This is a genomic window from Hymenobacter persicinus (assembly GCF_004167665.1).
GTDB classification, from domain to species: domain Bacteria; phylum Bacteroidota; class Bacteroidia; order Cytophagales; family Hymenobacteraceae; genus Hymenobacter; species Hymenobacter persicinus.
In genome coordinates this window covers 53044-76298 of the sequence record NZ_SEWE01000021.1, presented here as the reverse complement: position 1 = coordinate 76298, position 23255 = coordinate 53044, and the positions used below count along the sequence as shown (strand labels likewise).

20 protein-coding genes are annotated in these 23255 nt (G+C 63.6%); 11 read left to right on the top strand and 9 right to left on the bottom strand.

Features of this window, described 5'->3' with window-relative positions:
* The 4 genes from EWM57_RS11625 to EWM57_RS11610 form a co-directional block, all read left to right on the top strand.
* Positions 1 to 664, top strand: a 664-nt coding sequence (locus EWM57_RS11625; RefSeq protein ID WP_129921316.1) for an ABC transporter substrate-binding protein, incomplete at its 5' end; no start/stop codon positions are given.
* Positions 665 to 714: 50 nt separating this feature from the next.
* A complete protein-coding gene (locus EWM57_RS11620) occupies positions 715 to 1194 on the top strand; it encodes a hypothetical protein (RefSeq protein ID WP_129921315.1) in 480 nt (159 codons plus the stop codon).
* Positions 1195 to 1331: 137 nt separating this feature from the next.
* Positions 1332 to 1802: a hypothetical protein gene (locus EWM57_RS11615; protein ID WP_129921314.1), complete on the top strand. Its 471-nt coding sequence runs from the start codon at positions 1332 to 1334 to the stop codon at positions 1800 to 1802.
* 191 nt (positions 1803 to 1993) lie between these two features.
* The gene (locus EWM57_RS11610) at positions 1994 to 4441 is read left to right on the top strand and encodes a TonB-dependent receptor (RefSeq protein ID WP_129921313.1); all 2448 of its coding nucleotides are present in this window, start codon (positions 1994 to 1996) and stop codon (positions 4439 to 4441) included.
* Between the two features lie 103 nt (positions 4442 to 4544).
* On the opposite strand, the gene EWM57_RS11605 is transcribed toward EWM57_RS11610, so the two are convergent.
* Together EWM57_RS11605 and yidC are read right to left on the bottom strand one after the other, a co-directional pair.
* The gene (locus tag EWM57_RS11605) at positions 4545 to 5081 is read right to left on the bottom strand and encodes a DUF6438 domain-containing protein (protein WP_129921312.1); all 537 of its coding nucleotides are present in this window, start codon (positions 5079 to 5081) and stop codon (positions 4545 to 4547) included.
* Positions 5082 to 5231: 150 nt separating this feature from the next.
* Positions 5232 to 7088 (bottom strand): membrane protein insertase YidC, encoded by a 1857-nt coding sequence (yidC, locus tag EWM57_RS11600; protein ID WP_129921311.1) that lies wholly within the window; start codon positions 7086 to 7088, stop codon positions 5232 to 5234.
* 305 nt (positions 7089 to 7393) lie between these two features.
* Between yidC and EWM57_RS11595 the strand changes: the two genes are divergently transcribed.
* The gene (locus tag EWM57_RS11595; RefSeq protein WP_129921310.1) at positions 7394 to 8308 is read left to right on the top strand and encodes a hypothetical protein; all 915 of its coding nucleotides are present in this window, start codon (positions 7394 to 7396) and stop codon (positions 8306 to 8308) included.
* Between the two features lie 12 nt (positions 8309 to 8320).
* Positions 8321 to 9478, top strand: a complete 1158-nt coding sequence (locus tag EWM57_RS11590) for a T9SS type B sorting domain-containing protein (protein ID WP_129921309.1) — start codon at positions 8321 to 8323, stop codon at positions 9476 to 9478.
* Between the two features lie 100 nt (positions 9479 to 9578).
* Here the strand turns inward: EWM57_RS11590 and EWM57_RS11585 are convergent, their stop codons facing one another.
* Positions 9579 to 11225: a CTP synthase gene (locus tag EWM57_RS11585; RefSeq protein WP_129921308.1), complete on the bottom strand. Its 1647-nt coding sequence runs from the start codon at positions 11223 to 11225 to the stop codon at positions 9579 to 9581.
* A 266-nt stretch (positions 11226 to 11491) separates the two neighbouring features.
* Here EWM57_RS11585 and EWM57_RS11580 point away from each other — a divergent pair, with 266 nt between their 5' ends.
* Both EWM57_RS11580 and EWM57_RS11575 read left to right on the top strand, forming a co-directional pair.
* Positions 11492 to 12862: a D-alanyl-D-alanine carboxypeptidase/D-alanyl-D-alanine-endopeptidase gene (locus EWM57_RS11580; RefSeq protein WP_129921307.1), complete on the top strand. Its 1371-nt coding sequence runs from the start codon at positions 11492 to 11494 to the stop codon at positions 12860 to 12862.
* A 248-nt stretch (positions 12863 to 13110) separates the two neighbouring features.
* Complete coding sequence (locus EWM57_RS11575; RefSeq protein WP_129921306.1) at positions 13111 to 14934, top strand: FG-GAP-like repeat-containing protein; 1824 nt, start codon at positions 13111 to 13113, stop codon at positions 14932 to 14934.
* Between the two features lie 326 nt (positions 14935 to 15260).
* On the opposite strand, the gene EWM57_RS11570 is transcribed toward EWM57_RS11575, so the two are convergent.
* The 6 genes from EWM57_RS11570 to EWM57_RS11545 form a co-directional block, all read right to left on the bottom strand.
* A complete protein-coding gene (locus EWM57_RS11570) occupies positions 15261 to 15764 on the bottom strand; it encodes a hypothetical protein (RefSeq protein WP_165370495.1) in 504 nt (167 codons plus the stop codon).
* Between the two features lie 125 nt (positions 15765 to 15889).
* Positions 15890 to 17791, bottom strand: a complete 1902-nt coding sequence (gene serA / locus EWM57_RS11565; RefSeq protein ID WP_129921304.1) for a phosphoglycerate dehydrogenase — start codon at positions 17789 to 17791, stop codon at positions 15890 to 15892.
* A 120-nt stretch (positions 17792 to 17911) separates the two neighbouring features.
* Positions 17912 to 18301: an SMU1112c/YaeR family gloxylase I-like metalloprotein gene (gene gloA2 / locus EWM57_RS11560; RefSeq protein WP_129921303.1), complete on the bottom strand. Its 390-nt coding sequence runs from the start codon at positions 18299 to 18301 to the stop codon at positions 17912 to 17914.
* Between the two features lie 51 nt (positions 18302 to 18352).
* On the bottom strand, positions 18353 to 19066 hold the full coding sequence (locus EWM57_RS11555) for a DUF421 domain-containing protein (RefSeq protein WP_129921302.1): 714 nt from the start codon (positions 19064 to 19066) through the stop codon (positions 18353 to 18355).
* Positions 19067 to 19131: 65 nt separating this feature from the next.
* Entirely contained in the window at positions 19132 to 20022 is an 891-nt protein-coding gene (locus tag EWM57_RS11550) for an alpha/beta hydrolase family protein (RefSeq protein ID WP_207218304.1), read from the bottom strand.
* Between the two features lie 107 nt (positions 20023 to 20129).
* Positions 20130 to 20606, bottom strand: coding sequence for a hypothetical protein (locus EWM57_RS11545; RefSeq protein WP_129921301.1), 477 nt, complete (start codon positions 20604 to 20606; stop codon positions 20130 to 20132).
* A gap of 182 nt (positions 20607 to 20788) precedes the next feature.
* On the opposite strand from EWM57_RS11545, the gene EWM57_RS11540 reads away from it, so the two are divergent.
* The 3 genes from EWM57_RS11540 (at position 20789) to EWM57_RS11530 (ending at position 23233) form a co-directional block, all read left to right on the top strand.
* Positions 20789 to 21982, top strand: coding sequence for a helix-turn-helix domain-containing protein (locus EWM57_RS11540; RefSeq protein WP_129921300.1), 1194 nt, complete (start codon positions 20789 to 20791; stop codon positions 21980 to 21982).
* A gap of 126 nt (positions 21983 to 22108) precedes the next feature.
* Positions 22109 to 22645: a hypothetical protein gene (locus EWM57_RS11535; RefSeq protein ID WP_129921299.1), complete on the top strand. Its 537-nt coding sequence runs from the start codon at positions 22109 to 22111 to the stop codon at positions 22643 to 22645.
* A 27-nt stretch (positions 22646 to 22672) separates the two neighbouring features.
* Positions 22673 to 23233 (top strand): YceI family protein, encoded by a 561-nt coding sequence (locus tag EWM57_RS11530; RefSeq protein WP_129921298.1) that lies wholly within the window; start codon positions 22673 to 22675, stop codon positions 23231 to 23233.
* Positions 23234 to 23255 lie beyond the last annotated feature (22 nt).

The window sequence follows — 23255 nt, the reverse complement described above, 5'->3', positions numbered from 1 at the left end:
CCTGAACTACGCGCTGAACAAGCCCGAGCTGATTGCCTATTTCCTCAACAACGTGGGCCAGCCGGGCATTTCGGGCTTCGTGCCCTCGTCGTTGCCTTCGTACAGCGCTAAGCTGGTGCCGGGCTACTCGTACAACCCCGCCAAGGCCCGGGAGCTGCTCAAAGCCGCCGGCTACGGCCCGGGCAAGCCGCTGACCCTGCACCTGAGCACGCTCGTGGAGCGCAAGGAAGTGTGCGAGTACCTGCAGAAAAACTGGGCCGACGTGGGCGTGCAGGTCGCCATCGACATCAATCAGGGCGGGGCTCAGCAGGAAATGGTGGACAACGGCCGGGCCGCTTTTTTCACCAAGAGCTGGCTCGGCGACTATCCCGACGCGGAAAACTACCTGGCCTTATTCTACAGCAAGAACTTTGCTCCGGCCGGGCCCAACAAAACGCACTTTAAAAGTGCCGCCTACGACAAGCTCTACGAGCAGGCCAACCTGGAGCAAAACGTGGAAAAGCGCTACGCCCTCTACCAGCAGATGGACCGTATCATCGTGGACGAATGCCCGGTTATTGCCCTGTACTACGACGAGGTGGTGCGCCTGACCCAGAACAACGTCCGCGGCCTGGCTCCCAACCCAATGAACCAGCTGGTGCTCGAGCGGGTGCGCAAGGAATAAAGCAGCTATATTCAAGCAACGATTCTATTATTCCCAATTTAATTGACTTTATGAAGCTACCCTATTCCCTGCTGCTGACGGCCGCGACGCTGCTCACGGCCTGTTCCAAGAAAGACGAAGAGGTATTGCCGCCCGAAATCGACTACTCGGCGCCGGTGGCGCCGCCGGGCTATGTTACCTACAACCGGGATGGCGTGGTTACTAGCCGCCCCGCCAGCGCCCGCTACGAGGCCGCAACGCCGCCTCACCCGGCGGACGACTGGCTAAGAATCAGCGAGACAAACCCTGCAACGGGTACGGTAGGTACCGTAATTATCTACGGCAAGCCGGCCGGGGCGGCGGCAGATAAGTTCGTTGTGTATTGGATGCCCATCGAGGGTTATTCTTATTCGAGCCGTTCTGACACCCCGCCCTGCACGCTTACCAAAACCAGCGCGGGCTGGTCGGGCACGTTTGCCGGCGACTTTACCCCGATAAGGTCGCCAAGATACCTGCTGCGCAGCGGCACGTTCACAAATATCAAAGAGTAGATCGTCGCCGCTGACACCGGCCTCACAAAAGCCCCGTCGTACGCGCTACGCCAGGGCTTTAGGGTAACAAGAGCTTCGGCATATTTCAGCAGCTAGCTTTAAACGGTAATTGTGCTGACGAATAATTACTTGAATCTATGAAAACAACCTATTGCCTACTCCTGACGGCCGCCACGCTGCTCACCGCCTGCTCCAAAAAAGAAGAAGTGTTACCGCCCGAAATTGACTACTCGGCCCCAGTGGCAGCGTCGGGGTACATTGCCTACAACCTGGATGGCGTAGTTGCTACTCGCCCCGCCACGGCCCGCTACGAAGCCGCCGGGGTAAATCATCCGACTTACGATTGGTTGATTATTAACGGTGTGAACCCCGCGACGAATACGGGGGTCAATACCCTTATCTACGCAAAGCCGCCCGGAGCGCCGGATGACCAATACCGCATGTTCACAATGTCCGTCGAGTATCCTTTTCCAAGCCTGACCAGCCTGCCCTGCACGCTTGTCAAAACCGGTGCGGGCTGGTCGGGCACGTTTGCCAGCGACTTCACGCCCATGAAGTCTAGCATCACCTACAAGCTGCGCAGCGGCACGTTCACGAATATCAAATAGCAGCTCGCTTCTCGTAGCTAAGCCCTGAAGCCCCGCCGTACGCACTACGGCGGGGTTTTTCGGTGAAAACGCCTTGACCTCCCGCCCCCGGCAGGCGGGGCGGGAGGTTTTGCTGCAGGTGTAAAGGACGCTGCCCTCAAACCCGGCGGCCGAAACCTGGTTGTTGGGCCAGTATATACCCGCTTTTGAATATGTCCTACCGCTTCTTTTTGACGCTGTTCCTGCTGCTTTTCTCTTTCCGGGTACATGCCCAGACCACCGGCCAACTCAGCGGCACGGTGCGCGACCGGGCCACTCAGGAAGCGTTGCCGGGCGTGACGGTGGTCCTCGACGGCACCAGCTTCGGCACCGCCACCGATGAGCAAGGGCGTTATAAGCTCACCGGCGTGCCAACGGGCTCCTACAACCTGCGGGCTACGTTCATCGGTTACGACGCGCTGCTGCGCGCCAACGTGAGCGTGACCAGCGGCAACGTGAACAACATCAACCTGGAGCTGAGCGCCGGGGCCAAGCAGCTTGGGGAGGTGACCGTGACGGCCAGCCGGGCTATTCGGGTGGCCACGGCCGAGACGCCCCTGAGCGTGCAGCGCCTCAACACCGAGGAAATCAAGACCTACCCCGGCGGCAACTTCGACATCTCCAAGGTGGTGCAGAGCCTGCCGGGCGTGGGCGGGGGCGGCACGGGCGGCACCGCCGGCTTCCGCAACGACATCATCATCCGGGGTGGGGCGCCCAACGAAAACGTGTACTACCTCGACGGCATCGAGGTGCCGGTCATCAACCACTTTGCCACCCAGGGCAGCACCGGCGGTCCGGCCGGCATTCTGAACGTGTCGTTTATTGAAGACGTGACGCTGAGCTCCTCGGCCTTCGAGGCCCGCTACGACAACGCCCTGAGCTCCGTGCTCCAGTTCCGGCAGCGCGACGGCAACCCCGAGCGGGTGCAGGGCAACGTGCGCACCTCCGCCACCGAAGTGGCCGGCACCCTGGAAGGCCCGCTGGCCAAGAACACCACCTTCCTGGTTTCGCTGCGGCGCTCCTACCTGCAGCTGCTGTTCAAGGCTCTCGACCTGCCTATTCGGCCCAACTACTGGGATTCACAGTTTAAAGTCACCACCAAGCTCTCCGACAAAACTACGCTCACGGCCCTGGGCCTGGGCGCGTTGGACCACTTCGAACTGGGCGTGCCCCGCAAGTCCTCGCCCGACAAGGAGTACATTCTGCGCTCCACGCCCACCTACGACCAGTGGAACTACACCACCGGCCTGGCTTTGCGCCACCTGGTGAAGAACGGCTATCTGAACCTGGCTTTGAGCCGCACCCAGCTCTACAACAAAGTTGATTTGTTTGAGGGCGGGCAGGGCCACGACGAGGCCAACCGGGTGCTGCTGACCCGCTCGGGCGAAACCGAAAACAAGCTTCGCCTCGACGTGAATCACGCCGTGGGCCGCTGGCAGTACGCCTACGGGGCCTCGGGCCAGCTGATTCACTACGACAACCGCTTCCGCCAGCGCCTGCGCCGCGAAATCCGGGACGCGCAGGGCAACGTGCTGGCCCCGGGGCTGACGGTCAGCTTTGCCTCCGACCTGGACTTTGTGCGCTTCGGGGCCTTCGCCCAGGCCACCCGTACGCTGCTGCCCTCGGGCCGCCTGACCGTGTCGGTGGGCCTGCGCACCGACGGCAACTCCTTTACCGACGACGGCCGCAACCTGCTGCGCACCCTCTCGCCGCGGGCCTCGGCGGCCTACGCGCTGACCGATAAGCTCAACCTGAGCGCCTCGGCGGGCCGCTACTACAAGATTCCGCCCTCCACCATCCTGGGCTTCCGCGACGCGAATGGGGTGTTAGTCAACCAGAATAACCGCTACATCCGGTCGGACCACTACGTGACGGGCCTGGAGTTTTTGCCCCGACCCTCGACCCGGCTCACGCTGGAGGGCTTCTACAAAAAGTATAGCCACTACCCGGTGAGCGTGCGCGACGGAATTTCGCTGGCCAACCTGGGCGGCGACTTCACGGCTCTCGGCAACGAGGCCGTAGCCAGTACGGGCCGGGGCCGGGCCTACGGGCTGGAGTTTTTCTTCCAGCAGAAGCTCACTCAGAAAACCTTTGCCGTTTTCTCCTACACCGTATTTCGCAGCGAGTTCAGCGGCCTCGACGGGCGGTACAAGCCTTCGGCCTGGGATTCCCGCCACCTCGTTTCGGGGCTGCTGGGGCGCAAGCTGGGCCGCAACTGGGAGCTGGGCCTCAAGTACCGCTTCGCCGGCGGCTCACCCTACACGCCGTTTGATCTGGAAGCCTCCCGGCAAAACTACGCCACTATCGGCACCGGCATCCTCGACTACTCGCAGCTCAACACCCGCCGCCTGCGCAGCTTCCAGCAGGTGGATTTTCGCCTCGACAAGAAGTACAACTTCCGCCGCCTGACCCTGGATTTCTACGTGGACGTGCAGAACGTGCTGGCCCGCAAGTCGCCGGCCACCGACAACTACAGCTTCCAACGCACCGAGGATAACGCGGCCTTCGTGACCACCGACGGCCAGCCCCTGCACCCCGACGGCTCGAACGCCATTCCGGTCCTGATCAACAACGAAAGCGCCCTGGTAACGCCCACCATCGGCTTTATCGTGGAGTTTTAAAACAGATTATTCAAGGCATTAAAATCCCTGAAAACCTGTGGGGTTTTTGAAATATTTTTTTCGATTCCCCACACTTTTTAGCGGCAGGAAATTGGGCTGGTAGCTACCGGCCGGCCGGGGCGGCGTTGCCCGCCGCCTTGTCCAGCTCGGCGCTGAGGTAGTCGAACAGCTCCTGCAACCCGGCGGGGGCGGGGCCTTCCACCTGCACGGTTTTGAGTTGGCCGTTAGGCTGGCGTACGCTCAGGAAAGTCGAAGGCAGGTCGGTGACGGTTTTAGGAGCGTACCGGTCGTTGAGCTGGGCAAAGCCCAGCCGTTGGGCGTCAGCTAATACCTTGCGCACGGTGGCGGCGGGCAGCTTCAGCTCGTGGGTGCCCACTTTACTTACGTTGCTGCGGCCCTCGTACTGAACCCGGCCGTCGGCGTAGATGGTCGCGTCGTAGTCGGGGCAGGTGCCGAAGCAGGGCGTTCTTTTAAACACGAGCACCGGGGCCGTCTGCGCCTGGGCGGCCGCCGCTTTCTTGGTCTTCTTGGCTTTCACCTTAGTGATTTTCGGGGCCGACTTGGTGGGCGTAGCGTGCTGGGCGCAGGCGGTGGTGGCCGAAACGGTGAGGGCGAGCAGCAGGGCAGGGAGCAGGCGCATAACGGGAACGTGAGGATGAAGGGAAGGAATGCCCGGCCAATTCCAAAACCGGGCCGCAGATGAATGCAGCCGCCGGGCCCGCGCAAGAAGCAACAAAAAAGCCCACCGGCCGAAGCAGGTGGGCTTTTTGATGATTAAGCCACTAGCTGGCTACGAGCGGCGGGTGGGCTTTTTGGGCTTATCGGGGTTGGTAGCATTGCCACCGCCCTGCTTGGCCTGGGCTTCGCGCTCCTGGGCCGCTTTCATGGCCTCAGCGAGGCGGGCCTGGAAGCCGCCGGGCTTCTTGTCCTTGTTCTTGACCTTATTGGCTTCGAGCTGGGCCCGCAGCTTGGTTTCGTCCACGAAGGCCCGGGTGATATACTGCTGGCCGATGGTAATCATGTTCGACACGAAGTAGTACCAGGTCAGGCCCGCGGCGAAGGAGTTCAGCACGAACATGTACACGATGGGCATGGCGTAGCCCATTACCTTCATCTGGCCCTGCATCTGGGTGTTGGTCTGGCTGCTCTGCCAGGTCATGAGCAGGGTGGAGGCCGTCATCAGCAGGGTGAACAGGCTGACATGGTCACCGTACCACTTCACGTTGAAGGGCAGCTTCAGGAACACGTCGTAGGAGCTCAAATCCTTGGCCCAGAGGAAGTGCTCCTGGCGCAGCTCAATGGCGTTGGGGAAAAACTGGAACATGGCCAGCAGGATCGGGATGGTGAGCAGCGTGGGCACGCAGCCCGCCAGCGGGCTCACGCCGAAGGTCGAGTAGAGCTTCATCGTTTCGCTCTGCACCTTGGTTTGGTCGTCGCCGTACTTTTCCTTGAGCTGGTCGATTTCCGGCTTGAGCACCTTCATCTTGGCCTGCGACACGTAGGTTTTGTAGGTCAAAGGCCAGGTGACGAGCTTGATGAGCACCACCAGCAGGGCAATGATAACGCCGTAAGAGCCGATAAACTGCTCCAGGAAGTGGAACACGGGCAGCACGATAAACTGGTTGACCCAGCGGAAGATGCCCCAGCCCAGAAACACGTTGCGCTCAAACTGCGGGGCCACGCTCTTCAGGATTGGAAAGGAGTTGGGGCCGAAGTAGTACCGGAAACCGGCCTTGTTCTGCTCCACGTCGGCCACCGGGATGGTGAGCGTGGTGCTCATCGTCTTCAGGAAGGTCGAGTCGCCTTCGTCCACGCGGGAGTTGAACTTGCCGGTCGTGAACTCATTGTCGGCAATGAAGCCGGCCACGAAGAAGTCGTGCTTGTGGGCGGCCCACTTCACCGGGTCCGAGGCAATGATTTCCTCGGGCTTCTCCGAGGCTTCCGACAGGGCACCGTGGTCGTCGGTGGCCAGGTAGTGGTTGATGGTGCTGTGGTTGCGGTTCTGCTTGCCGTCCTGCTCCGTCTGTCGCACGTGGTCGATGAAAGTAAACGTCAGCGGCTCCTTGGCCAGCGTATTAGCCAGGCCCGGCATGCGCAGGTGGTAGCCCAGCTCGTAGGAGTCTTCGAGCAGGGTATACACCTGCTCCACGCGGCCCCCGGCCACGTCGGCGCTGAACGTGATGCTCTGGCCTTTCCGCTCGCCAACCGACGCGGGCGTGACGGCCGTGGGCTGGAAGTACAGGTCGGAGAGCTTGATTTTCTGGCCCCCGATGGTGCGGAAGCTCAGGTCGAGCTGGGCGCTGCGGGCGTCGAGCAGATCCAGGGGCTGGCCGAAGAAGGTCTTGTACTTGTTCAGGCGCACGGCTTCCACGCGGCCCCCCTTGGTCGAGAACGTAACCGTTAGGTTAGCATTTTGCAGGATTGCCTGCTGAGCCGTGCCCTGGGCGGCGGCGGCAAAAACGCCCAAGGTACGGGCCATTACAGCCGAATCTAGTGGGACAGCCGATGTTACTTCGCCAGTTTTGCTGGCGGTGGTCGTGGCCTTGGCGGCGGGCTTGTCCTCGGGCTTTTTGGGCGCGAAGAAAAACAGGTAGACGAGGAGCAAGGCCGAAATCAGGAACAGGCCGGTTGCTTGGTTTTTGTCCATCGAGGGGAACTGACTGGGAAAAGAAACGGGCGCCGGGCGCCGCAAAACGCAAAGGTACGGGGAAAGCGCGGCTTGCCTCAAAAATCCGGCGAGCCGGCGCAAAGGTCAACAATGGCAGAAGAATATTCGCCGCCCGGATTTTTTGGCAGGCGCTGCGCGCCCTGATCTGTTTGGCGGGGCGCGGGCCGCGGCAGTAATAAATACCCGCAGTCGAGCGTACTTGCGGCCTGATAGTTTAGCTAGCCCGCATCCTACCGCTACTTTTTTCTTTTCAGCTAGAAGGCGTTCGTGCCGCCGCGTATCCTATGACCCAACGATTTTTACCTCTGACGCTATGGCTGCTGGTAGTGCTGGTGAGCCTGGCGGGCTCGGCCGCCGCCCAGCCCGAGGCCTATAACTGGAAATTTGGGAACCAGGCCGGGTTGCAGTTTCCCAACGGCAGCCCGGCCATTGTCAGCGCGCCCGGCGCCATGTCGTGCTACGAAGGGTGCGCCAGCATTTCCGATGCCCAGGGCGTGCTGCAGTGCTACTCCAACGGGCAGAACGTGTGGGACCGGACCGGGGCCATCATGCCCAATGGCCGGCTGTCGGGCAGCCACTTTTCGGCTACCCAGGCCGCCTTGCTGTTGCGGGCTCCCGCCGACCACAGCATGTATTACCTGTTTACGGTCGATGCCGTGGAAAACGAGCTGCGCGGCGGCTTGCGCTACTCGGTGGTCGACATGAGCCTGCGCGGCGGACTGGGTGACGTGCGCACCAACTCCAGCCAGCTGGGCAACACGCTGATGACCGAGAAGCTGACGGCCGTGCGCCACGCCAACGGCCGCGACTACTGGATTGTCACCCACGGCTGGCAGAGCAACTCGTTTTACTGCTACCTGTTGAATGCCGGCGGGCTGGTAAGCACCCCGGTGGTTTCGTCGGTGGGCTCGGTCTATACCGGCTCCAACGGTACGAATCCGGTGGGGCTGAACGCCATTGGCTACCTGCGCGCTTCCCCCGACAGCCGCCTGCTGGCCTCGGTGCAGGCCCAGCAGGCGGGCGTGGAGCTGTTTGACTTCAACCCCGCCACCGGGCAGGTTAGCGGCCCGCGCGCCATTCCGGCAACCAATCAGGCCTTTTACGGAGTGGAGTTTTCGGCCGACAGCCGCAAGCTGTACGTCAGTCCCATCAATGGCAGCCAGGTGTGGCAGCTCGAGCTGGCGGCCAACCCAGCGTAGACCATCATTTCGGTGCCCGGGGTTTCGCTCAACGGCATGCAGCGCGGCCCCGACGGCCAGATTTACATTGCCCAGGGCTTTCGGCCCCAGCTGACCATCATTCACAATCCCAACGCCGCGGGCCTGGCCTGCAACGTCGAGCCCCAGGCCTTTACCCTGACCAGCGGCTCCAATGCGGGCGGATTGCCCAATATGCCCAATGCATTTCCCCTGGCCACGACCTTTCTGCCTAGCCTCAACGGTTGCCCGGGCAGCCCGCTCACGTTCAGCGCACCCAGTTCCGCACCTGCCGGGGGCGTATTCACCTGGGACTTCGGCGACCCCGCGTCCGGGGCGCGCAACGCCGCCACCGGCCCTACGGCCGCCCATACCTACTCGTGGGGAGCTGGCTACACGGTCACCCTCACCTTATCCGTCGCGGGCGTGCCCGTAGCCGTATGGCAGCAGGCCGCGCTTATTTTTCCCGCGCCCCTCCTGAACCTGGGGGCTCGTCAACAGTACCTGTGTCCCAATCAAGCTCTGGTGCTGAGTTCCGGTACCACGCTCGCGGGCAACATCTACCGCTGGCAGGATGGTATCACCGCCCCAACCTACACTGTACGCACGCCGGGCCGGTACTCTGTGCAGTTTACCTCATTTCAGGGCTGTACGGCCCGTGACTCGGTGGACGTGTACGCCGCCCCGGCGTCGGTCGTCAATCTGGGGCCCGACACGCTGGTATGCGCTGAGTGGCATCCCGTGACCCTGCGCCCCCGGCAGGTGCAGCCCAATGACACCTACCGCTGGCAGGACGGCAGCACCGCGGCCGAGTACCCAGCTACCCAGCCGGGACTCTACTGGCTGGAGGTGCGCAACTTGGCCGGCTGCACGGCGCGCGACACCCTGGTGGTGCGCGCGGGCAAGGAGGCCGATGGCTGCCTGCCCCAAAAGATTGCCAACGTCATCACGCCCAACCACGACGGCCAGAACGACTACTTCGTGCTCCAGGGGTTCAACGCCGCGGACTGGGAGCTGACGATATTTAACCGCTGGGGCAAGCAGGTGTACCACCAAGCCAGTTACCAAAACAACTGGGCCGCGGCGGGGCAGCCGGCGAGCATCTATTACTACCTGCTTCAGAATGCGCGCACCCAGCAGCGGCTGCGCGGCTGGGTAGAGGTAATTCCCTAGCCCCTGTACGAGGCAGCTATTGACCGAACGTTAATAAGCAAAAAGCCCTTTTCCAGCGCTGGAAAAGGGCTTTTTATTCCTGGTAAAGAAAGCTGGCCGGCTACAGCTCGTTTTTGTGGTGCTGAATGGCGGCCTTCACGAAGCGCACGAACAGCGGGTGGGGGTTCTGCACCGTGCTTTTGAGCTCGGGGTGAAACTGCCCGGCCACAAACCACGGGTGGGTCGGAATCTCGATGACTTCCACCAGGCCCGTGTCGGGGTTCACGCCCGAGGGGACCATCCCCGCTTCCTCGAAGGCCTGCAAGTACTGGTTGTTGAACTCGTAGCGGTGGCGGTGCCGCTCACTGATGCTGGTGCGGCCGTAGGCCTTGGCGGCCTTGGAGCCCTTGCGCAGCTCGCAGTTATAAGCGCCCAGGCGCATGGTGCCGCCTTTCTGGGTGATGTTCTTCTGCTCCTCCATCATGGCAATGACGGGGTAGGGCGAAGCGGCGTCCATTTCCGTGGACGAGGCGCCGTCGAGCTGGAGCACGTTGCGGGCAAACTCAACCACGGCGCACTGCATACCCAGGCAGATACCGAAAAACGGAATCCGGTTTTCGCGCACGTACTTGATGGCGGCCACTTTGCCCTCGAAGCCCCGCTCGCCGAAGCCGGGCGCTACCAGCACGCCATCCACGCCGTGCAGGAGCTGGGCAATGTTGTCGGGGGTGATATTGTCGCTCTGAATGCTGCGCACGGTCACCTTGCACTCATTCAGGGCGCCGGCGTGCACGAAGGCCTCGTTGATGGACTTGTAGGCGTCGGGCAGCTCCACGTACTTACCCACCAGGGCAATGGTGATTTCCTCGGTCGGGTTCTTGAGCCGGCCCAGGAAGTCCTTCCAGATTTCCAGGTCGGGCGCGGCGCTGCCGCCGGGGAGCTTCATTTTCTTGATAACCCGCTCGTCGAGGTGCTCCTTGAGCATGAGCAGGGGCACCGAGTAGATGCTGTCGGCATCGAGGGCCTCGATGACGGAGTTGATTTTCACGTTGCAGAACAGCGCAATCTTCTTGCGCATCTCCATCGGAATCGGGTGCTCGGAACGGCACACCAGGATGTCGGGCTGCAGGCCGGCCTCGCGCAGGTCGCGCACCGAGTGCTGGGTGGGCTTGGTTTTGAGCTCCCCGGCCGCGGCCAGGTAAGGCAGCAGGGTCAGGTGAATCACGACCGAATCATTCGGCGGCAGCTCCCAGCGCAGCTGGCGCACGGCCTCCACGAAGGGCAGGCTCTCAATGTCGCCGATGCAGCCCCCGATTTCGGTGATGATGATGTCGAACTCGCCATGGTCGCCGAGCAGCAGCATGCGCCGCTTAATCTCGTCGGTGATGTGGGGCACGACCTGTACCGTTTTGCCCAGATAGGCCCCTTCGCGCTCCTTGCGGATAACGTGGTCGTAGATGCGGCCGGTGGTCACGTTGTTGGCCTGGGAGGTCGGCACGTTCAAAAACCGCTCGTAGTGGCCCAGGTCGAGGTCAGTTTCGGCCCCGTCGTCGGTCACGTAGCATTCCCCGTGCTCATAGGGGTTCAGCGTGCCCGGGTCGATGTTGATGTAGGGGTCGAACTTCTGGATGGTGACCCGAAAGCCGCGCGCCTGGAGCAGCTTGGCGAGGGAGGCAGCAATGATGCCTTTACCCAGGGAGGAAGTCACGCCGCCGGTAACGAAAATGTACTTGGCGGTATTCGCGGGAGTGGGGGTTCTGTCTGGCATAACAGGACGCAAAGCTACTCAAATATGCGGGTCGGCCGGTGGTTTGTGCAGAATGTTGCGCCCGGCAACGCCGGCCCGTGGGCGCCGGGGAAGAAGAAAAGCGTTTGCCGTCCGGAGTCGCGCGCCGTGCCGCTGGGGGCATTGTTGCGGCGTTTGTTGCGGCGCGGGCGGGTTCAGGGTCTGCCGCCGTTGGGGGTGAAATATGGGCGCCCAAGCGCCGGAGAGCCCAGCTTGTGTGCATATTGCGCGCCCCAAAACCCCGCCTGATGCGCTGCCCACTTTTCCTGTTGCTCCTGCTACTGTTTACCGCTTTCCGCGCCCCGGCTGCCCCGCCCACCCGCGGCCCCGGCGACGACGACCTGACAACCGAAGCCGCCCTGCGCCGGGGCAAGGGGCCGCACTGGCTCAATAAGCTCATCACCTCGTCGCCGGTGCTGCGCCAGCACCACGTGGGCATCTGCCTCGCCGACGCCACCACCGGCGAGCAGCTCTACGAATTCAATTCCGAGCAGTACTTCACCCCGGCCAGCACCATGAAGCTGTTCAGCCTCTACGCCGGCCTACACCTGCTCACCGACTCGCTGCCCAGCCTGCGCTACGTGGTGCGCCACGATTCCCTGCTGTTTTGGGGTACTGGCGACCCGACCCTGCTGCACGGCGACGTGCCCTCGCGCCGGGTCTTTGCGTTTTTGCAGAGCCGGCCCGAAAAGCTGTTTTACGCGCCCATTCCCTGCGTCGAGGCGTTTGGGCCGGGCTGGAGTTGGGACGACTACAACTACTACTTCTCGCCCGAGCGGGGGCCATTGCCGATTTACGGCAACACGGTGCGCTTCTACGGCAAGCCCAACCAACGCACCCTGGTGCTGCCCCGCGACTTCCGCGCCCAGGTGGAGCCCGCGCCGGCCACTCTGCGCAGCGCCGACCACGTGCGGCGGGAGGCGCTGGAAAACCGGTTTTACGTGTTGCCTTTCACCAAGAACTGGGTGGATGAGACGCCCTTCCGGACTAGCCCCGGCCTACTGCTCAAGCTGCTCCAGGACACGCTGCGCCGTCCCGTGCAGCCGGTAGCCTGGGCCTCACACCTGCGCCCGCAAGACAGCGTCCGGACCCTGCGCGGGCTGCCCGTCGACTCCTTGTACCGGCGCATGCTGCAGGTTAGCGACAACTTTCTGGCCGAGCAGCTGCTGCTGCTGTGCTCGGCCCAGCTCGGGTCCGACTCGCTCAGCACCGACCGCGCCATCCGGGCCGTGCGCCAGCGTTTTTTGCCGGATCTGCCCGACGCCCCGCGCTGGGTCGACGGCTCGGGCCTGTCGCGCCTGAACCTGGCCACGCCCCGCACCATGGTGGCCCTGCTGCTCAAGCTCCACCAGGAAGTGCCCGAGCCGCGCCTGCTGAGCTTATTGGCGGCCGGCGGCGGACACGGCACCCTGCGCCGGGTGTACCGCGACCCGAAAGGGCCCTGGCTCTGGGGCAAAACCGGCACCCTGACCAACGTGCACAACCTCAGCGGCTACCTGCGCACCCGCAAGGGCCGGCTGCTGGCCTTCACGTTCATGAACAACAACCACGTGGTGGAAACCGGGGAGGTGCGCCGGGACATGGAGCGGATTCTGACCCAGGTGCGGGAGCGGCTCTAGGCCCGGCAAAATTCTGGCTGAAAAGCGGCCCCCCGGAAGTTTCCGGGGGCTTTTTCGTGCGCCCGGCTCAGGCTGAAAAAGGCTGGCCCAGGAAAAGCCGCCGTTGGTAGAGGAAACCGGGACGTTTGGATAAAAGCCAGGAAACTGCCGAGCTCGGCCAAATACTTTTGTCAGGTCAGTCAGCCGCCGCAGGGCTGCAACGCACTGACTACTGCCGATTTGCCCGCCAACTGCAACTGCCTTTTGCCATGCCTCGTTTCTCCCCCCTCGCTTCCCTGATTTCCCTGCGCCGCGCCGCCCTGCTGGGTTGTGCCCTGCTGAGCTCGGCCTTGGTTTCGGCCCAGACCATCACCAGCTTCTCGCCGACCTACGGCACCGTGGGCTCCGACGTGACCATCACCGGCACGGGCTTTCTGACGGTGCAGTCGGTGCTGCTCAACGGGCAGAAGATGCGCGTCAAGTCCAACACAGGCACCTCCCTGCTCGTGACGATTCCGACTTCGGCCAGCACCGGCCAGCTGCGGGTTACGACCAGCGCCGGCACCGTGCTGTCGGGCAAGGGCTTCCGGGTGACGCGCGTTTCGACCTCGTTTAGCTACCCCGTCGCCAGCTCGGCCACCGCCACCGGCGTGGGCAACCTGGGCGACTATTCCACGCCCGCCATTGCCGACCTCGACAACGACGGTCTGCTGGATTTGATTATCGGCTACGGCGACGGCGCCAACAACACCAACGGCGGCACGCTGCGCCGCTTCGAGCAGGCTTCGGCCACCGACGGCAACTTCACCAGCTCGACCACCCTCACGCCCCGCACGCTCACCTTCGGCGCCGACGCCACGGCTGCTACGAACCCGGCCATCACGGTGGCCAACTACGCCAAGCCCTGGCTCACCGACCTCGACAACGACGGGCTGCTCGACCTGCTCATCGGCGAAACCGGCGGCACGGTGGTGCGCTACGAGCAAAGCTCCCTGCTCAATCCCAACAACTTCACGGCCTACGGCGTGCTGTTTGCCAACCCCGACGCCACCACCCCGGCCAACCGCTACTACGCCCGCCCCACGGTCACGGACCTCGACAACGACGGCCTGCTCGATATCTTGGTGGGCGCCAGTGACGGCTTTATTCACCACTACGAGCAGAAAACGGCCGGCGCCGTTACGGCTGCCAACTTCAACGACTACGGCAACCTGAAAACGTCCGGCGGCGTGGCCATCGACGGCGGCAACGTGTCGAAAGCTCAGGTTATCGACATCGACGGCGACGGAATCCTGGACCTGCTCATCGGCAACGCCGCGGGCCAGGTGCTCCAGTACAAGCAGTCGGCCATCGGTGCCGCCTCCTTCGACCAGGTGGGCACGGGCAGCTTCAATAACATTGCCCTGGGCAACGGCCAGTACGCCGCCCCGCTGATGGCGGACGTGGACGGCGACGGGCTGCTCGACCTGCTGCTGGGCAACTATAACCTGGCTTCCGGCGACGTGCAGCACTACGAGCAGAGCATCGGCACGAGCACGCCCCTGCCCGTGGTGCTGAGCTCCTTCACCGGCAAAACCATCACCAGCGGCGCCCAGCTGCGCTGGACGACGGCTCAGGAAGTGAACAGCGCCGCCTTCGTGGTAGAGCACTCCACCGACGGCCGCACCTTCACCGACTTGGCCACGCTGGCCGCCGCCGGCACCAGCTCCGCGGCCCACAGCTACGACTACACCGACGCCAGCGCCGCCAGCCGCCAGGGCAGCATCCACTATTACCGTCTGCGGCAGCTCGACCAGGATGGTACCGTGGCTTACTCGTCAGTCGTAACGCTGAGCCGGGCCGCCGCGGCCGCCGGAGCTTATCCAAATCCCTTCACCGAGGCGCTGTACGTGACGCTGCCCGGCCCCACCGAAACCCAGCCAGTGACGGCCACGCTACTGAGCCTGGGCGGGCAGCCGGTGTACGCTGCCACCCTGCAGCTGGGCGCCGTGGCGCGGGCTCTGCCCGGCCTGCCCGAGCTAGCCCCCGGCATCTACGTGCTGCGCCTGACCACGGCCGCCGGCACCACCACCCAGCGCGTGAGTCGGCAGTAAGCACGGTGTTGCCGAAGAAAAGCAAAAGCCCCCGGCTCACCGCGTATGATGGTGCAGCCGGGGGCCGTTGTCGTGGGAAACGAAATAAATGCGTCGGCCGATTCATGGCTACAAGCGCACTAGGTCTGTGTTGCGGGTCGTGGTGTAAATCAGGGTGAGAGTGGGGCCCAGGCCGGCGCACCGGACGCTGTATACCTATCTAGTTTTGGTGTAATGCAAAAGTTAGCGAGCCAGTTGGGGGCAGAAATGCCCAGTGGCGGGTGTTGCTGCCTGCATGCTGATAGGTAGAGAAGTGCCCCAAACCGGTTAGTGAGCCGTTCAGGCAGCTAGTTTGGGGGTGGGATAAATTTAATTGTACCCAACGGCTGTGCCCGTCTGCGCAACGCGAAGGAATCGATTACTGTGTACGCGCGGGTGGGGTGGCTACTACTGCCGTCCAGGATAATTCGCCACGTTGGTGGGTCATAATTACCGTAACTAAAGTTAAGATTTTCGAACTGCGCCTTCGTGTAGGGTTGACCCAGCACCCGATTGCAAACGACTTGGTAAAACCCGTCCAAGTAGGTGTCATGATAGGAGGAACCTGGCGTCAGAAATGCTTCGCCGGTGTCGATAAGGACCAGCTTGTTATCGAATTCCGCGTAGGCGTTGGGGCGAATAAACTCAATGATGGGCACGTAGTCGCCGGCGGAGAATAGCGCCAGCTGGAGACTGTCGTAGCTGAGTTTCTCGTATTCAATGCAGAACAGGTGGCCTCTGTCGCCGATCCGTTGGGCGTAGGTCGTGATGATGCGCTGCAATCCTGGGTCAAGGATTAGCTTGTGGGGCATCGTTGGCCCCGTTGCTAACCGGACCGGTACCGCCACCTGCGGCTGGTCCTGAGTAGAGCAAGCAATCAGTAGTGCCAGCAGAAACCAGCCGCTGCGCATAACAAATGCAGTCGGGAGAGATGCCATTAATACAGCACCCGAAACTTAATCGTGTGCTCGACTTCGCGCAGGGCCTGAATCACCTCCTGGTCGTATTCCTGGTTGATGTCGGTGATGACGTAGCCGATGTGCTCGTTGGTTTTCAGGTACTGCCCCAGGATGTTGACGTGGTGCTGGGCCAGCACGTTGTTGATGCGGGCCAGCACCCCGGGCACGTTGGCGTGGATGTGAATCAGGCGGTGGGCCTGCTGTAAAGGCAGCTGGATGTTGGGGAAGTTGACGCTCTGCTGGGTGTTGCCGGTGTTGATGTACTGCATGATCCGCTCGGGCACAAATTCACCGATGTTGCGCTGGGCCTCGGCCGTGCTGCCGCCGATGTGGGGCGTGAGCAGCACGTTGGACAGGCCCCGCAGCTCACTTTCAAAGCTCTCGTCGTTGGTTTTGGGCTCGTAGGGAAACACGTCGACGGCGGCGCCGCCGAGGTGGCCGCTACGCAGGGCCGCGGCCAGGGCCGGCACGTCCACCACGTGGCCGCGGGCGTTGTTGAGCAGCAGGGCGCCGGGCTTCATCAGGGCCAGCTCCCGGGCCCCGATGAAGTTCTCGTTTTCGGGGCGGCCGTCGATGTGGAGCGTGACCACGTCGGCCTGCTGGAGCAGCTCTTCCAGGGTGCGGCAGCGCACGGCGTTGCCCAGCTGGAGCTTTTCGGCCACGTCGTAGTAGAGCACCTGCATGCCCACGGCCTCGGCCACCACCGACAGCTGGGAGCCAATGTTGCCGTAGCCGATGATACCGAGCTTCTTGCCCCGAATTTCGAAGGCCCCCCGCGCCGACTTGTCCCACTCCCCGGCGTGCATCTTGGGATTCTTCTCCGGAATGCGGCGGGCCAGCACGATGATTTCGCCCAAAGCCAGCTCCACCACCGAACGGGTGTTGCTGAACGGGGCGTTGAACACGGCCACCCCGCGCTGCATGGCCTCGGTGAGGTCAATTTGGTTGGTGCCGATGCAGAAGGCGCCGATGGCAATCAGGCGGTTGGCTTTTTCCAGCACCCGGGGCGTAACCTGGGTTTTGGAGCGGATGCCGAGGATGCTCACGCCCTCGATGCGGGCCAGCAGCTCGTCCTCGTCGAGGCCGCCGGGCACGCTTTCCACCTGGTAGCCTTCGGCGCGAAACAGCTCGGCGGCGCGGGCATCGGGGTTTTCGAGCAGCAGCACCTTGATGCGGTTTTTGGGGTAGCTCAGGGTCATGGGTAGCTTGTTCTGGTAGAGAAACTCGTCGAAGGAAGGAACCACCTCGTCGGCGCGGGCCACCACGGCCTCGCGGCTGACGTTTTCGGTGAAGGCGTAAAAGCGGTTAGCCAAGCCGGCTTCCCGGATCTGGTAGTCGGTGTAGCCGTCGCCGAGCACGTATACATCGCCAGCCAGGTCGAGCTCCCGCAGCTGCAGAATCTTGCCCCCGTCGCGGCTGAGCACGTTGGCGGGGTCGAAGCCGGTGATGCGGCCCGCCTCGTCGAAGGTGAAGGTGTTGGCCAGCACGTGGTCGGCGGCGATGCCGAAGTCGGCCACGACGGGCTCGATAAACTCCCGAAAGCCGCTGCTAACAATGTAGACGCGGCCGGGAAACCGCTCGAAAAAGGCGCGGTTGCGCACAATGCTCTCCGAGACTTTGCCCTTGAGCTGCTCCACGAGCAGGGGCAGATGCTCGCGCCGGGCCGGCAGCAGCGCCAGCCGCTGCTTCAACGACTCCGAAAAGCTCAGGCTGCCGCTCATGCCCTGGTCGGTCAGGGCCCGAATCTGGTCCACCACTTTTTCCCGGTCGGGGTGGCCCTGCAGGGCAATGTCGGCCAGCTCATCGAGCCCTTCCACCTGGGTGAACGTGCTGTCGAAGTCGATAATGAGGTAGGGCAACGGTGTGGTCGGAGAAGGCATAAGGGCGGTAATATCGGGCACAAACCCACGGCGTGGGCTAAAAAAATGGGAACGGGTGAGTGGGAGCTACGGGCCGGCCTCCGGCAGCACGCGCCAGAGCCGGGCCGACTTTCGCCTAGCTCAGACCTCGTAAAACTCAATCGGCAGCCCGTCGGGGTCCTGGATGAAGGTGAAGCGGCGGCCCGTAAACTCGTCGGTGCGAATGGGTTCGGAACCCACGGCGTGCTGGTCGAGCCAGGCTACGGTGGCCTCCAGGCTGGCCACGGCGAAGGCCAGGTGGCGCAAGCCGGTGGCTTCGGGCCGGGTGAGGCGGGGCGGGGGAGTGGGAAAGGAAAACAGCTCGATGAGGTACTCCCCGTTGAGCGCCAGGTCCAGCTTCCAGGAATCCCGTTCGGCCCGGTACGCTTCCCGCACCACGCTCAACCCCAGAATTTCGGTGTAAAACCGCTTCGAGCGGGCGTAGTCGGAGGCAATCAGGGCCAGGTGGTGAAGGCGGAGCAGCGAAATCATGGAGTCAAGGTACGGGAAGGAAAAGCGGAAGTACGGGCCGCAGCAGCAGAGTTAGGCCACGCGCCGCGTTTTTTCGGCCAGAATCCACTCGTCGGCCGCGCAAACCGGGCACCGGGCCACGCCGCCGGCGGGCAGCTCCCGCACGTAGCCGCAGCAGGCGCAGGCGTAGGGCGCCGCGGCAGTCACCTGCTGCTGAATTTGGTTTAGCCGCTCGGGCCAAATGGGCAGCCCGGCCCGCTGTTCGTCGTCCTCGTAGAAATACACGCTGACGTTGCCGGTGGCCTCGATGTAGGCCCGACGTACCTGCCCCAGGTGCTCCACCTGAAACTGGCGCAGCTCGCCAAACAGCTCTTTCTGGGTCAGGTTCTGCCGCCGAAACTCCTCGATCTGAATACGGCCGTCTTCGACCAGCAGCACCGGGGCACCCTCCAGCCAGTCGGAAAAGCGGGGGAACTTCTCGGTGGCACGGTTGAAAGCCCAATACAGTCCCGACACCACGGCAAACACCAGCAGGGCGTGCAGCAGGGGCGTGTCGTGGTACATCATCGTGTCGCCGGCCGCCGAGCCCAGGGCCAGAATGATGCTGAGCTCAAAGATGGACAGCTGCCGCACCCCGCGCCGCCCCGTCAGCCGCAGCACCCCGATAACCATCAGGTACGTGAGCAGGCAGCGCAGCACCACTTCCAGCAAAAACAGCGGGGGCGCCTCATCCGACCACAGCATGCGGTGCCAGTCGAGGGGCGTGATATCGGTGGCCAAAAGCATAGCGTCGAGGTTGATTTCTATTCCCTAACGCAAAGGCGCAGCTCGACGTTGGCTGCCGCGGCCGGTCAGGGGTGGTGCCCGGGCAGCGGCAGCAGCGCGCCCACGGCCTGCATCACGGCCGGCCACGCCGGGGAGCCGGGCGCAATCAGGTCGAAATGGTCGGCGCCCGGCACTTCCACCACCCGAACCGCGTCGCCGGCCTGCCGGGCAAGTCGCCCGAAAGCCTGCGCCTGCTCCGGGGGCACAATACGGTCGGCAGTGCCCTGCACCAAACAGTACGGCACGCGCAAGGGCAGCCGCTGGGCCGGCGACGCCTGGGCATACCGCTCGGGTACGGCCGCGGGCAGCCCGCCGAGCAGCTCGGCCACGGCCTCGTTGCAGCCCCCGGGCGCCACGGCGTAGTCGGCCAAATCCGGGATGCCGGCCAGCGCCACCACGCCGGCCGGGACTAATGGGGCCGGGGTATACAGTGGGCTGGATGGCGGCAAACCGGCGCGGGCGGCCAGCCACAGCGCCAATTGCCCGCCGGCCGAGTGGCCCAGCACCAGGACGCGGCGGGGCAAAATCGGGTAGCGCCGGGCCAGTTCGGGCAGGAAGTCGAAGCCCCGGGCCACGTCCTGAAACGTGCCGGGCCAGCCACCCCCGCGCTGGCCGAGGCGGCGGTACTCCAAATTCCAGGTGGCGTAGCCGGCCCGGGTGAGAGCTTCGCAGACGGGCGTCATGGTCTGCAAATCGTACGTGGCCAGCCAGCAGCCCCCGTGCAGCGCCACGACTACCGGAAACGGCCCCGCCCCCGGCGGCAGGCGCAGCTCCCCAAACTGCCGCAGCGACTCGGGCCCGTAGGCCAGGCGGCGGACGGCGCCCGCCGGAGCTGGCGGGGTGGCACCCCGGGAGTGAACTGGCCGCTGGCACGTGGGAAGCAACACCGAAAGCAGGAGCGCCAGAAGTATTTTCACCGTCGGGGAGTAAGTAGCCACTGAGCCGCTACGAACGCAAAACTGCGCCGCTCCGGATTGCCCGGGCGGCGCAGTTTATCTAAACGCGGCGCTGGTGCGGCCGCAGCTTATTTCTTCAGAATTGCCTGCACGTCGTTGGCGGGGTCGGCCAGGTTGGCTTCCTGGGGCGCCGACTGGCCGTTGAACAGCAGCAGGCCCCACGAATACGCCGGACTGCTCAAATCCAGCAGCGTGGGGCTGCCGGTGGTAGCAAAGCGCAACTGGGTGGCCGTGGTTTCAATAACCCGGATGCCCTTCGACTGCAGGTAGGCCCGCGACTTGGCCACGTAGGTCTGGTTGTCGTCGGCGCTGGCGCTGAAGTTACTGTCGCCGTACTGCTGGCGCAGGTAGCGGATTTTGGCCGCGTTAGGGGCGTACAGCACTGCGCAGGGTCCGGAAATGCTCAGCGTGGCGCCCTGGGCATCGGAGCTGGTGGTAGTGGTAGTCGTGGTGGAAGAAACCCGGGCAGCGGCGGCGGCCAGGCGCTGCTGGGCGTGCCCGGTCAGGGGCAGTAGCAGGGCGGCAGATAGTAGCAGTTTTAGCATGATAACGCGAATAAGGAGGCGGCCGGATTTTGGTAGAAAAGATACGGAAAAGCCCGCCGCTGGTATCGGCGGAAACGCCCGGGCCGCGTTTATTTTTTGGGGGCGGAAGTCCGGAACGCTGAACCGGGCCGCGCCCGGCGAGTAGGGTGGACCGGAAGGCGGAAAAAGCAGTTCTTTGCCGTATGCAGGTTGCCGTTACTCCCGACGTCGTGGTGCTGTTTGCCGTGCTGGCCCAGGCCGTATTTGCCGCCGCCCTGCTCTGGGGCGCGCGCTACAACCGGGTGCCCAACCGCTTTCTGGCCCTGCTGCTGCTGGCCATTGCCCTGTGGGTGCTCGACGGATTTTTCCGGGTCTCCGATATCTACGGGCAAAACCCGGACTGGTACTTTCTGCCTATCTACTACTCCTTCGCCTTCGGGCCGCTGCTGTATTTCTACGTGCAGAGCCTGATCAACCACGAGTTTCGGCTGCGGCCCGCCCAGGCTTGGCACTTTGCGCCCGTGCTGCTGCAGGCGGGGCTCTACTGGTGGCTGTGCTTTCAGCCCTACGCGTTTCGGCTCTGGTTTTGGCTGCACGTACACCGGCCCTACACCTACCGGCTGGAGTTTATTGGCACTTGGCTTTCCCTGCTGATTTACCTGGGGCTGAGTCTGCGGCGGCTGCGGGCCTACCAGCGCTGGCTGCCCGACAACTTCTCCGAAACTTCCCAGCTGCGGCTTTACTGGCTGCGGGCCCTGCTGCTGGTGCTGGCCCTGGTGAGCGGGCAATGGCTGGTGGAAGTGGTGCTGCGCGAGTTTTTCGACATCTACTACACCTACGACTACTCCACCTGGCTGCTGGGCGGCGTGGTGCTGCTCATCGGCGTGGTGGGCCTGCGCCAGGCTGATATGCAGGCCGTAAACTTCGTCCCGGAAGAGCCCCGGCCTGCGGGGACTTCCCCAATGCCGGCTACGGTCAGCAACCCGCTGCCACTCACCGTGGCCGAAGCAGCTCCGGCCGAGCAGGCGCCGGCTGCCGAAGTGCCCGGACCGGCCGTGGTGGCACCGGCTGTGGTGGAGCGCATTCGCCGGGCGCTGGAAGACGAGCAGCTGTACCTGAACCCAACCCTGACCCTGGCCGAGCTGTCGGCGCACACCGGCTTAGCCCCGCGGCTGATTTCATTTACCGTCAATGCTGGGTTCGGCAAGTCGTTCAACGACCTGGTAAACGGCTACCGGGTGGAAGCCGTGAAGCGCCGCCTGGCGCGGCCCGCCGACGTGGCTCGCCTCACCCTGCTGGGCATCGCCTTCGAGTGCGGCTTCAATTCCAAAACCACCTTCAACCGCATCTTCAAGCAGTTTACCGGCCTCGCTCCCAGCGACTACCGGTCCGACTAAGCAGACAGTGGGGTAGGGTGGAATCCGGCCCAGATCATGATTCGGGACGTGCCGCATCCGGATTCGGGGCGCTTCCGGGCGAGGAGGCCGCCACTTTTGAGCCGTACTTCTACCCCGAAAACGGCCATGAAAAATCTGCTTTTCCCGCTGGTGCCGCTGCTGCTTGGCGCCTCCGTCGCCCCGGCCCAGCATGCTGCCCCGGCGGCCTGGACCGACCACACCCGGGCCCTGCCCGACAAGCTCCGGCGGGTGCCCGTGGGCCTCACGCTCTGGCATTCGCCTAACCCCAACTACCCCGAGGCTGATCCGGCCCAGCCCGGCAAATACGTTTGGAAGCACCGCACCATGGTGCGCAACGAAGTAGGCGAGGCCCTGCAGGTGGTGGAGTGCGGCAGCTTTATCTGGTACAGCGCCGCGGGCTGGCAGGCCAATATGGTGGAGACGCCGGCGGAGTTTGCCGAGCTGTTCGAGTGCCCCCAGGGCCGGCTGCGCCGCGGCGTGACTTACACGTTTGCCAAAAATTACCGCTACGGCGACGGCGCCAAAAGCCTGTACGGGGGCGACGCGCTCTGGTACATTCTGGCCAAAGACTCGGCCGGCAAGCTCTACAAAGGGTTTGGGCTCATCGAAACCGAGGCTACCGTGCAGCCAGCCGGAAAGTAAACGCGCCACCCGCAACGACCTGCACCCATGAAAACTATCTTGCTTACTTGGCTGAGCTGCTGCCTGCTGGCCTTCCAGCCGGCTCCACTACCGTACCAGGCTGATACCGCTGCCAGCCAGCTCACCTGGATTGGCCACGCCGAAACCGGCCCCTGGGCGCCCTCGGGTACGCTGCGGCTGCGCCAGGGCCGCTTCGACTACGAGGGTACCCGGCTGCGCAACGGCCGCTTCGAGTTCGACATGACCACCATCACCCACGCCGATAACAAATTGCAGGAGCACCTGCGGGGCGAGGATTTCTTTGCCGTGGACCGGTTTCCGACGGCCGTTTTTGAGCTGCGCGAACTGCGGCAGGGGCAGGCCGTCGGGCAGCTCACGCTGAAGGGCATCACCCGGCCCGTCCGGTTTGCGGCCACCCTCACCCGTCGCCCCGACGGGCAGCTGCAGGTGCGCGGCACGGCCAGCGTCGACCGGACTCAGTTTGGGGTCAACTACAACTCGAGCAGCTTTTTTCAGAACCTGGGCAGCTACGCCATCCGCAACGACTTCCAGCTCACGTTCGACCTGCTGGCCGCGCCGCGGCGGTAGGAGAGGGCATAAAAAAAACGCC